Annotated in this window: 6 protein-coding genes; 2 read left to right on the top strand and 4 right to left on the bottom strand. The window is 34.8% G+C overall.

Annotated elements, in window-relative coordinates; genetic code table 11:
* Positions 1-17: 17 nt before the first annotated feature.
* Both NQ499_RS02220 and NQ499_RS02215 read right to left on the bottom strand, forming a co-directional pair.
* Complete coding sequence (locus tag NQ499_RS02220; protein WP_238319823.1) at positions 18-3,593, bottom strand: family 20 glycosylhydrolase; 3,576 nt, start codon at positions 3,591-3,593, stop codon at positions 18-20.
* A 54-nt stretch (positions 3,594-3,647) separates the two neighbouring features.
* Positions 3,648-7,073, bottom strand: a complete 3,426-nt coding sequence (locus tag NQ499_RS02215; RefSeq protein WP_155812601.1) for a family 20 glycosylhydrolase — start codon at positions 7,071-7,073, stop codon at positions 3,648-3,650.
* A gap of 379 nt (positions 7,074-7,452) precedes the next feature.
* On the opposite strand from NQ499_RS02215, the gene NQ499_RS02210 reads away from it, so the two are divergent.
* Positions 7,453-8,589, top strand: a complete 1,137-nt coding sequence (locus NQ499_RS02210) for an IS30 family transposase (protein ID WP_259848584.1) — start codon at positions 7,453-7,455, stop codon at positions 8,587-8,589.
* A gap of 127 nt (positions 8,590-8,716) precedes the next feature.
* On the opposite strand, the gene NQ499_RS02205 is transcribed toward NQ499_RS02210, so the two are convergent.
* Positions 8,717-9,478, bottom strand: a complete 762-nt coding sequence (locus NQ499_RS02205) for a nucleotidyltransferase domain-containing protein (RefSeq protein ID WP_040389610.1) — start codon at positions 9,476-9,478, stop codon at positions 8,717-8,719.
* Positions 9,459-10,679 carry an RNA-splicing ligase RtcB gene (locus NQ499_RS02200; RefSeq protein ID WP_006504663.1) on the bottom strand — a complete coding sequence of 407 codons (1,221 nt, stop codon included), beginning with the start codon at positions 10,677-10,679 and terminating at the stop codon, positions 9,459-9,461. Before NQ499_RS02200 ends, NQ499_RS02205 begins: the two co-directional genes overlap by 20 nt.
* 319 nt (positions 10,680-10,998) lie before the next feature.
* On the opposite strand from NQ499_RS02200, the gene NQ499_RS02195 reads away from it, so the two are divergent.
* Positions 10,999-12,249 carry an IS110 family RNA-guided transposase gene (locus NQ499_RS02195; RefSeq protein WP_259848583.1) on the top strand — a complete coding sequence of 417 codons (1,251 nt, stop codon included), beginning with the start codon at positions 10,999-11,001 and terminating at the stop codon, positions 12,247-12,249.
* The last annotated feature ends 127 nt before the right edge of the window (positions 12,250-12,376 follow it).

The following is a 12,376-nucleotide window of genomic DNA, read 5'->3' as shown; positions in this document are numbered from 1 at the left end:
GCCTCTTGTTTTATTTATTAAGCTTTCTTTCTTTTTAAAGAGATATAAACAACAGCTGATGCAGTCATGAGAGCGAACATACCAGCAATCATAGTAGAATCACCTGTCTTAACAGTATCATCCTTCTTATCTTCTGGTTTTGTAGTTGGTTTTTCAGCTGGTTTTTCTGTAGGTTTTTCAGTTGGTTTTTCTGGATCAGTAGGTCCTACTGGCTGATCTGGATCGATTACTACTTTTTCTTCAAGAGCTTTAACAGCCTTTTCTAATTCAGCAACAACCTGATCAACATCTTCCTGAGTAGCGTTTTCTCTATCAAGACCCTTAGTTTCCTCAACCTTAGCCATTAATGCAGCCCAAGATTCAGTAGTATACTTGTCTTCATCTAATTTTTCGATTTCAGCAAGTTTAGCATCTAAGACAGTTGTATCACCCTTAAGAACATCTAAGCCCTTAATAGCTTCTTCTAATTTCTTAGCAGCTTCATTGACTTCTTCCTGAGAGGCATCAGCATTTTCTAATACGGCTTTAGCATCTTTTAATGCTTTAGCAAATGCATCACGTGCTTTCTTCACAGCCTTATTTAAAGTATCTTCAGTAATTTCTTCTGCTTTAGTCACTGTTCCTTCAAGTTCAGCCTTATTCACCTTAGAAACTACCTTTAAGTTCTTCATAGCTGTACGTAATGCGTCCATTACTTCTTTGTTTTCTAGATCTTCTCTAGCATAAGCCTTCTGAGCATCCTTTAATGCATCTAAGAATGCATCAACAGAATCAGTTGTCTTATCAGTTAAATCCTGACCATAAGCTTCTTTTAATAGATCCTTAAGTTCAGTTGTTTCAGCAGTCTGTTCAAAATTAAATGCGATTTCAGCAATCTTATACCATGCCTTAGCATTTTCTTTTAAGACGATCTTCACATATTTTACAGACTGTTTTTCGAAGTTGAATGTATGTTCTAAATGATCAGCATCCATCTTCATATTTCCAACTGTAGTCCAGTTTTCTTTATCTGCAGAAACCATAACGTCTGCATTTCTGATTGTATCATCACCTGCATCATCTGGTGCTGTGATAGTAATACCTGACATCTTCACCGGAGAAGCAAATGTCATTGTGATATGTTTGCCAGCAATCTGGTCATTACCAAACCAAGCATATGTGCTCTTATCACCGTCAAACATCTTGTCATAGCTGAACTTATCAGCTGGTCTTAAATAAATGAAAGTATAATAATTATCTGTTGCTTCAACACTAGGAGCTACACTGCTGCTCTTCATAAGAGATTCTCTTGCAGCCACTAATTCATCATAAGCAGTCTTTACAGCTTCATCAGTCGCTTCTCCACCATAAAGAACTTTCTTACCTTCTTCAACCTTTTCTAAATATGCATCATATCCAGAAATATATCCGTTATCTTCCATTGGATGCTTAGTTTCCATCCATAATGGATAGTAAGCACGCTTTACAGCCTTATTCTTAGCTGCATTTAATTTTGCAAGACCTGCATCAACATCTTTCTGAAGTGCTTTTTCATCTTCATAAAGTTTCTTAGCAGCATCTAATTCTTTCTTATAACCCTTGAATGTTTCAGTGATATATTCTTCTTCATTTAATGGATGATCGAGAGCATCTTTTAAATCAGCCTTATCAGTATAGATTTCATAAACGAAAGTGAAAGTATCACCCTTCTTACTATAAGTACCAGTTGCTGAATCTTTATTAGAGATTAAGCGATAACCATAAATCTTTTCAGCCGCGAAGCTATAATCATCACCGATATTACCATAACGAGTGACTGGACTCATTAATTCATTACCATCTTTATCGATGTAATTGATTGTAACCTTACCTAAAGAATCTGCTGGTAAGATTGAACCAGAATCTGGTAAAGTAGAACCCTTTTCAAATCCTGCAACATGTCCAAGCTTAGCATAGTTAGCCTTGAACTGATCATGAGAGATCACGCTGTTGCTACGAGTATTCCATGACTTAGTGGCAAGTGCACGCATTTCATTTGCGATATCTTCAGTAATAGTATCTTCATCACATACATCAGCCTTATCACACCAGATTGCAAGTGAGGCACCCTTGATAGCTGGGTTATCATCTGCAATAGTGTTTGCCTGGAATTTACCTGGTGTCCACTGGTCGAAGATTAACTTATCAGAATTTAAGTTATCGAATGAATGCTGTTTACGTCCATCATTTGGCATAGATGGTCTTAATACATAATAGAAGAAACTTGCGTTTACGTTATAGATTGTATCATGACCCTTATCTAAGAAAGTCTGAAGTTTCGCAATACTGTAGTTCCAAGACATCTGACTCCAGAAGTCAATTCCGATGTACTTATGCATTTCAATCATCTGCTTAGGTTCCCAAGAAGAGTTTTCACCATAGTACATACCATCGTTCCATACACGAGGAGTAAATCCTTTTTCATGTACATGTTCTGCTAAGTCATTGATGTATTTAGCTACTGTATCTTTCCAAGTCGCATTAGGATTAATAGTTTTCTTAGCATAGTTGTCTAATACTGACTTGTACTGAGTAGTGAATGGCGCACGGTCAAATTCCATGTATTCATCGCCACCAATATGGAAATCAGTACATTCTTTGAATAATTCCATGTATTCATCATATAAGCTATAAATATATTTAATAGCTTCAGGATTAGTGATATCTAAACCTGATTTATAGTGTGAACCATTTGAACTTACCTGTCCATATTCTGGATGTGCTCTTAAAATCTGGTCAACATGGCCTGGAGAGTCAAATGATGGAATAACTTTCACACCATATTTCTTTGCTTCTGCAAGAATTTCTCTTACGTCAGCTTTTGTTAAATGCTGTTCAGATACGATAGAAGGATCTGTTTCACATTCAATACGGAAACCTAAGTTTTCTGAGAAATGCATCTGGATCGCATTCATCTTGAAGTAAGACATTTCTCTGATCTGTCTAATGAACCAGTCTTTAGAAATGTACTTACGAGCCATATCTACATGGATACGACGTTCTGCAACATTAGGATAGTCAACGATTTCACCATAAGCTAATGCACCATTTACGCTAGTGATCTGTTCAATAGTACGTAAACCATATAAAACAGCCGTTTCACTTGCACCAGTTAAATGGATACCAGTGTCATCGATTGTAATCTTATAAGCTTCTTTGCTTGTAGTCTTGTCAGTAATTTCTGATACAGGCTTGATATCGATAGTGATATCAGTAGGTGTTCCATCCTGGTTATAAAGCATAGCCTGAGGATTTTCTGAAATAATCTTCTTAGCCATGAATTCAGAGTTAACTAACTTAACAATTTCTGCAAGTCTATCATTCTTTAGGTTGTTTTCATTTGCGACGATAACGAATTTAGAATCCTTAGTCATTACCCAAGTCTTATCTGAAGAATCTTTAGTATATGACTGTAAGATTGGAGTAGTTGTTGCAACAAGCTGTTCGTTTGTCATTGCTCTTTCAACAATTGAAGGTGCTGCATTTGTTGCATGAACAACTGCTGCACTTGAAAGAGTCATTGATGAAACGAGCATAACACTCATCAACAAACGCTTCATATTATTTTTTTTCATTTTCATTTCCTTTATCAAATAAGAGGCAGACGAGCCGCCTCTATTTTGTTTTAATTAAGCTTTTTTTCTCTTTAATGAGATATAAACGATAGCTGAAGCAGCCATTAATGCAACCATAGTAAAGATCATAGTAGAATCACCTGTCTTAACAGTATCATCCTTCTTATCTTCTGGTTTTATAGTTGGTTTTTCTGTTGGCTTTTCAGTAGGTTTTTCAGATGGTTTTTCAGATGGCTTTTCAGATGGTTTTTCTGGAACAGATGGTTTTTCTGGTTCAATAACAACCTTTTCTTCTAATGCATCTACTGCTTTATTCAACTTAGCTACAGCTTCATCAATTTCTTTCTGAGTTGCATTTTCTAAGTCAATAGCCTTTACTTCTTTAACTACAGCCATTAATGCTGCCCAAGATTCAGCAGTATATTTGCTTTCATCTTTCTTACTAACAGCTTCAAGAGCTGCATTTAAAGCTTCTGGATTACCTCTAAGAACCTTTAATCCGTCTAATGCATCATTTAATGCCTTAGCAGCTTCATTGACTTCTTCCTGAGAAGCATCTTTAGCAAGAACAGCCTTAGCATCAGCTAATGCTTTGTTGAATACTTCAACGTTCTTCTTGATTGCTTTATTTACTTCTTCTTCAGTTAAAGCATCTGCCTTAGCAATTGCTTCAACAAGAGCATCTGTATTCACTACAGGTGCATCAACTAAGCCTTCGATAGCCTTCTTTAAGCGGTTAATAACTGCTTCATTCTTGATATCTTCAGCCACTAATGCTTTCTGAGCTTCAATAATTGCTTCTAAGAATTCATCTCTAGATGCAATTGTCTTGCCTTCTAAATCTTCTTCCTTAGCTTTTTCAATTAAATCTTTTAATGTAGTATCTTCACCAACGGCTTCTAATACGAACTCAACTTCAGAAATCTGATACCAAGCTCCATATCCTGAATTGATGTAGATTCTTACATACTTAACTTCCTGAGCATCAAAGTCAAATCTCTTTTCTAATGGATCTGTTTCCTTTAATGTACCTACTGTTGTCCAGTTCACTTTATCAGCAGAAATCTGAACTTCAGCATCACGTAAGATATCACCCTGGGCTGCCTGTACAACATTCACACCTGATAATTTTACTTTAGTTGGGAATGTGAATAATACTTCATCACCAGCTGTCTGGTTATCACCAAACCAACACTTAGAATTACGGTTACCGTCAATCATGTTGTTGTATGAGTACCAGCTATAATATCCCTTAGTTGCAGAAATAGTAGGCTTATCTGCAGCTTTCTTAATTAATGCTTTCTTAGCATTCATGATGTTGTTATAGGCAGCTTCAGCTGTTTCAACATCTAAGTTTTCATCTTTAAGAGTGTTCTTTCCGTTATTAACGGCATTCATATAAGCCTGATATCCTGATGCATAAGCCACATCACTTACTGGATAATAAGCTTCTACATATAACTTATAGAATTTAGCCTTTACAGCTTTTTCTTTTGCAGTACGAAGTGCAGCTAATGTTTCATCAACTTTCTTCTGTCCTGCTGAAGGATCTTCTTTAACGTCTTTCGCAACGTCTAGAGCTTCCTTATATTCCTTCACTGTTTCAGGAATATAATCCTTAATCACTAACGCATTATTCACTTCTTTGATTAATGCTTCCTTATCAGTAAATGTCTTATAAGTTAAAGTGATTGTTTTATTTTCTTTATATACGCCTGTTAATGATTCACTTGCCTTTTCGAACTTATAACCATAAAGTTCCTTAGGTTCAATAGTGTATTCATTGTCCTTTAAGCCATATAAAGTTTCTGTAGGTTCAATTGTCTGTCCAAATTCATTCTTATATTCAATTGTAAGTGCAACAGACTGTCCTTCATAAAGAACCTGACCTGGTTCTGGTAAAACGCTCTTATAACCAGGAACGCGTCCAATCTTATCAAATGCCTTCTTCACATCTGAATATTCAGGCATTGAATCTGACGTATTCCACATCTTGTATGCAGTTGCACGAGTTCTATAGAAGATGTTATTTGCCACTGAATCCTGTGTCATATAACCAGGAACGTCACACCAAATTGCATAAGAACCACCTTTTACAAAGTTTGCGTATGGTTTCTTATAAGTCTGTGGAATACCACCCTGTAATGTAGAGAACTTACCTGGATTCCATTCTCTATAAATTCTATCTCCTTCAGGACATGCATTCTGTAACCACCAAGAAGATAATACATAATACATGTAAATATCAGAGAAGTTGATAACTTTATTACCATTCTGTACAAACTTTTCGATACTTGCACAGTTCTGTGGAGCAGCCCAATAACAGATTTCGATATCTGGATCTAACTTATATCCAGTATAGTTTCCATACATCACACCATCGTTCCAAGTTCTAGGTGTCATACCCTTTGACTTAGCGATTGCAGATACTTCATTGAAGTATTCCATGATCTGTACATACTGTTCATTAGAGAAGTTAGAGAATTTTTCTAAGAATTCATCTCCACCAATGTTAAATCTCTTACATCCAGCTTCTGAGAAGAAATCGATAAATTCAGTCATTAAATCGATTAAGAAACCGCGTGCTTCGTCATTTGTAAAGATATTGAAGCACTGTGCTCTTCTACCATCAGATGGGAATAAGCTTGCACAGCTATAATCAGATGGTAAATATCTTAGAACTGCACCAAGGTGACCTGGAGAGTCTAAAGATGGGATAACTTCAATATGATATTCATTTGCAACCTGAATAATTTCTAACATATCCTGTTTAGTGAGATACTGGTTGTTTACATACTGGAAGCCATCAATTGCTTCAAGAGTATCACTCTGTAATCTGAAACCTTCGTTTTCAGAGAAATGAAGCTGAATTGAATTGTATTTCTGCCAAGATAAATCCTTGATTAATGAAATGATCCAATCCTTTGTGAAGAACTTTCTTGCACAGTCCAAATGGAATGAACGGTCTTCAACATCAGAATAGTCAACAATATTTCCCTTAGTTAAAACATTGTCACCTTCAATTAACATCTGGATTACAGATGTTAAACCATAATAGATTCCTGTTTCATCTTCTGCAGAAATAGTAATATTATTCTTAATATCTACTGCATAAGCATCATTTTTACCAGTTAAATCTGGATTAGTTCCCATTTTTACAATGATGTCATTGTCTGCAGCATTTTCTAATGTACCAAAAACAATCTGTGGTGCTTCTGATAAAACACCTCTGTCTGCTAACTGCGAACTTGCACGTTTCAAATCACGTAATAGCACTTCATTATTAAGTGTCTTTTCATTTGAAACCACAAGTAAACGGCTTTTCTTTGGCAATGTAAATGTGTCTGAATCCTTTGTGTAGCTTTGTACATTCGGATAAATCACATTAGGTGCCGCAAAAGCTGGTGCAGCTGCAGAAGCAACTCCCGATAGCGCAATAATTGCAGCTAAGCCTACTTCAACAATTTTTTTCCCTTTCATTATTTCACCTCTTTCTTTGTTGATAAGACTAAAGATTTCACCTCCACTCTTAAATTTGATAGATTGAAACAAAAAAAAGACCGCATTCACTGTACCCTAAAAAGGGCGTGTGAATGACGGTCTTGCCTACTTAAAGTAACAATCCTTCGACATCAGTATACATGACTCGATACAAACAAGTCAACAGAAATCGCTTACAAATCGTAACAAAATTACATTCTGAATTGTAAAATGAAACTGGAATTAAGGAATTGGGATAAAGGGGCATGCCCCTTTATCCCAATTCGCGCGGTCGCAGGCCCACTATTCTCAATTTTTGTATAAAAAAAGTCCATAGAAATCGTATTATATAGTTACCACACTTTATAAGGAGATTTCTATGAACAGCATTAATATATCACAAAAAGCCAAAAATAAACACCTTAATTTTTCTCATTATGAATTCATCATCAATTCTTTGATTCAGTTCAATGCTTCCCATTCTGGTAAGCGTAACATTGGCAAGACTCAATTCATTAGAGATTTAGCTTCTACTGTAGGCACTACCGTCTCTAATGTCTATTCAGTCATTAAGGATGCCACTATAACTATCAAAGATACTCATCTTAAAATTCATTATGAACTTTCTGCCATGGCTGCATTCGAAAAGAGATCAAAGATTCATAAAATTCCAAATAACTCTAAATTTGAAGAATCAAAAGAGTTCATCTCTCTTGTCGAACAGGAAATTAAATCAAATAGATTATCCTCTATTGATGAGACCATAAACTATTTAAGGATTCATCAGCCAGACAGAATAAAGAATATGGTGACTGTGTCTACTAAAACTTTTTACAACTATGTACATCAGGGAAAAACATCCATCAAGCCTCTTGATCTTCCTCGCATGGTCAGAAGAAAGACAAAAAAGAACTGGAAGTCATACATTCCAAAAAGACAGAAAGGCACTTCCATTACCGAAAGGCCTGAATATATCAAGAATAGAGAAGAATTCGGACACTGGGAAGGTGATCTAGTTACTGGACCTAGAGACGGACAGAATGGTGCATATCTTACTCTCATTGAAAGAAAGACACGCTTCTATTATATGATTCCCATCTCTGCTAAATCTTCAAAGCAGGTCTATATGCAGATAAACAAGCTTCATAAGTTTTATGGTGATAGCTTTAAGGATATCTTTAAATCAATCACCTTTGATAACGGTAGTGAGTTTTCTAGATGGAAGGATATAGAGCAGAAGCCAAAATCAAAAGAGAAAAGAACCACTGTCTATTTCGGTAGACCCTATCATTCATGTGACAGAGCCTCAAATGAGAACTGCAATGGACTTATAAGATATTTTATTACGAAAGGAACTGATATTAATACAATTGATAAGGAGACAACTATTGATATAAACAATAAAATAAACCAGAAGAAAAGAAAGATACTTGGATACCTTTCTTCTGAAGAACTATTTCTTAACGAACTAGCTAAACTTAATGTAACTGATAATACCATTTTCTATAAAATCTAATTTATCTTCTTATTTCCAGTTTCTGCTTGCAATTCGGGAACAAAATTACATTCGTGATTTTTTTCATTATATAATTTATGTAAAGTGAATTTGTATTGATATATAGTCGTTTTTTTAACAAATGTTTTTAAAACATATCGTCACTATTCTTTTCTATTACCTTTCTAAACACCTCATTGAGTGGTTCCCATGACTCTTCACCATCCATAAGAGAAGATACATCACTTTCTTCTAAATTAGTAAGTATAAACCCATCTAAAGAGGAAATATGATCCACATACTTCTTCTCATTACTATTCCTCTTAATCATTAATAGTTTATTTATATCTTCTCTTAATTCACTAGGAAGTTCACATTCTATGAGCCTCTCTATTTCTATAGGGGGCTGCTTTTTGTTATGTATAATATATTGACTAGATAATATGCAGCGAAGAATATAAAGATACTTCTTCACAGGTACTTTCTCTATATTCATATACTTCAAATGTGTTTTTGCCATTCTTTTGTAATGACAATAGAGTTTCTTCTGTGAAAAATAGAGAGGAATCACTTCTCTAATATAAGAGGCTTCCTTTGCTTCTTTATACACAATAGGTGATGCAAACCACTCAAGTAATGATGGATTAGACTTATATAGAAGCTTTAAAGCCTTCTTGATATCCCATCCACTTATATCAAACACTTTATCTATAGGCAGTTCTATCACATCTGATTTCTCATCCAGGCAAAGATAATCTTCCTTCTTTCTTACATAAATAAAACGTACATCATAATCACTATCAATAGACTCAAAACCCCAGGCACGACTTCCTGACTCTATCGCATAAATAATCTTTACACATTCTTTCTTTTCAATCTCCTTGAGCTTATTAATAATTTCTTTTCTCATTTCCATGCTCCTTATAGTTATATACAGGCTTTAACACCTCTATGACATCTACTGTTTCTCCAACAACATCTAGTATATATTCCACTGATTTATATGCCTGTGGTGCTTCATCCAATGTATCTAGAGAAATAGAAGTTGTATAGATTTCTTCCATTGACTTCTTATATTCCTTGATATCCAACATTTCTTTTGCTTGCTTACGTGATAATATTCTTCCCGCACCATGAGGTGCTGAATAGTTCCACTCCCTATTTCCTTTACCTATACCTATAATAGATCCATCCTTCATATTCATAGGAATAAGAACCTTCTCACCTTTTACTGCTCGTATAGCCCCTTTTCTTAATATCATCTCATTGCTATCTATGTAGTTATGAATGGTATGAAAAGAGTCGATTTCTCTAAGGGATGTTTTATCCATAATCATATTAGCTATTAATTCTCTATTTCTCATCGCATACTTCTGACATATCTCTATATCATGAAGATAATCATTGAGTGCATCACCATATAACCAGCATAAGTCTTCTGGAATATCTAAAGTTCCATAACCTTCCTTAAGTTTTTCTAATACTTGATTGATTTCCTGACTTTTACCAAGTTCTTTATACTCTTTAATAACCTCATTGCGTCTTAATATATATTCATCCCAGCCTCTATGTAGATTGATGGCACGTCTTTGATATATTTCTGCCACTTGTTTTCCAAGATTACGACTACCTGAATGAATAACCAAATAATAATCACCTGATTTAGACTGTTCAATCTCTATAAAATGATTCCCTCCACCTAGTGTTCCTAAAGACTTTTCTAGACGAGATAATTTCTTAAGAGATGAATAACAGTTTAGCTTTGTTAAATCAAATGATTCTATAGGTGAATCCCATACATTCATCCCTGAAGGAATCCATGAACATACTTCATCAACCTTCTTAAAATCAATTTCTTTATTTAATAATTTCACTGTATACATCCCACAGCCTATATCTACACCTACAATATTAGGACATACCTTATCCTTAATAGTCATTGTCGTACCAATTGTACAACCTTTTCCCGCATGTACATCCGGCATGATACGAATCTGACTTCCTAACGTAAGATCATAATCACACATTCTTTTAATCTGTTCTAAAGCTTTTTCATCTATCTGTGATGCAAAACATATCGCATTATTTTTCTCTCCTCTTATTTCTATCATCGTTTTCTCCATTTCCCCGCGCCTTCGTTGCGCGGACACAAATATATAACCAAACTCAAATCCACCAAAACTCTAGTGTGCCTCTCGATATAATAGTATAATCAAAGAGAGGTGGTATACTACAGAGCACGTGGGGGTGAGTAGGCAATTCTACTCAAATAGAATATCCTGAATTGTTATAAGTCGCCGCTATCTTTTCAAGCACAAATAAGTTGGACTTAGAGCCAGGACACTTATGATTGTACAATCAACTGAGTGATTAGCTTAGATAGCAGTCAATGCCACTTCTCTTCTTTCAATGAAAGGAGAGATTTTTTTTATGAAGATTGTTAGACCAATCTGCTGTGGCATGGATGTTCACAAGAATATCATTGTGGCTACAATCGGTATTACTAATAAGAAAACTCGTATTACCGAATACATCCAAGAAACGTTTTCAACTTTAAACCCTGATTTACTGAATCTTAAACAGTGGCTCATTAATCACAAATGCTTTGATGCATGCATGGAATCTACTGGTAAATATTGGATTCCAATTTTCAACATCTTAGAAGATGAAATCAATATTTACTTAACTCATCCAAAATATGTCAAAGCAATTAAAGGAAAGAAAACTGACAAGAAAGATTCAAAATGGATCTGTGATTTATTTAAACATGATCTAATCAAATTTTCTTTTATACCACCCAAAGAAATAAGAGCTTTACGAGAAATATCTCGCTATCGCTATAAATTGGTTGGGATGCGTTCCTCTGAACGTAATCGATATCAGAACTGTATGACAGTTTCCAATATCGGTATTGGTTCTGTATTTTCAGATCCGTTTGGAAAGTCTGCACAAGCAATCATGAAAGAAGTACTTGAGTCAGATATCATTGAAGATGAGAAAATTTTGAAATGTATCCATAGATCGTGTAAAAATAAAGATAAGATTCTAGATTCCATTAAACACTGCAATATTGAAACTGATCAAAGGTTTAAAATGAATGAGTCAATGACTCATATGGAAGAATTACAAGTCCATATTGATAACTGTGAAATCGAAATGATGAAACGTGCAGCACCAATGTTCGATCAATTCATGCACATCACCCAACTACCAGGTATCAGCACTTTATCTGCAATTCTTATTATTTCAGAAATCGGAGTAGATATGAAACAATTCGAATCAGATAAACAACTAACCTGTTGGGCTGGATTAGCACCTGCAAATAACGAAAGTGCTAATAAGAAAAAATCAGTTCGTATTTCTAAAGCAGGTCAATATTTAAAACCTTTATTAGTTCAGTGTGCTCTTGGAGCAATCAAAGATAAGGAGGGCTATTTTGGAATCAAGTATTCTCGTATCAAAAAGAGACGAGGCCACAAGAAAGCCATTATCGCAATTGCAAGAATGATGCTTGTCAGTATATACCATATGATTCTTACTGGAGAGACATTTAATCCTTCAGATTATGAATCATTTAGAAATCCTAAGCCACCCATAAAGCAACAAGATTTAACAGAAGAATCAGCAATTGAGTTTCTTAAGAAATCAGGTTTTGATGTTTCTAAATTAACTAAACAATAATATTCAATTATTCTATTTTTTCTAAATTACTCAAACTTGTTTTTAAGTTTGTCTTTTTTTATACGTTTTGATTGATTTTTGTTTCACACTTCACCTCAACAACATCATAGAGAATAAGATGCTGATT

Origin of the sequence: Catenibacterium mitsuokai (assembly GCF_025148785.1) — a bacterium.
GTDB lineage: Bacteria > Bacillota_I > Bacilli_A > Erysipelotrichales > Coprobacillaceae > Catenibacterium > Catenibacterium mitsuoka.
Note: the sequence above shows the minus strand (reverse complement) of the source record. Positions and strands in the feature narration are given on the sequence as shown.

Coding starts and splice junctions, on each gene's coding strand:
- NQ499_RS02215 (WP_155812601.1), bottom strand. CDS start 7,073: ATGAAAGGGAAAAAAATTGTTGAAGTAGGCTTAGCTGCAATTATTGCG.
- NQ499_RS02205 (WP_040389610.1), bottom strand. CDS start 9,478: ATGAGAAAAGAAATTATTAATAAGCTCAAGGAGATTGAAAAGAAAGAA.
- NQ499_RS02195 (WP_259848583.1), top strand. CDS start 10,999: ATGAAGATTGTTAGACCAATCTGCTGTGGCATGGATGTTCACAAGAAT.
- NQ499_RS02220 (WP_238319823.1), bottom strand. CDS start 3,593: ATGAAAAAAAATAATATGAAGCGTTTGTTGATGAGTGTTATGCTCGTT.
- NQ499_RS02210 (WP_259848584.1), top strand. CDS start 7,453: ATGAACAGCATTAATATATCACAAAAAGCCAAAAATAAACACCTTAAT.
- NQ499_RS02200 (WP_006504663.1), bottom strand. CDS start 10,679: ATGATAGAAATAAGAGGAGAGAAAAATAATGCGATATGTTTTGCATCA.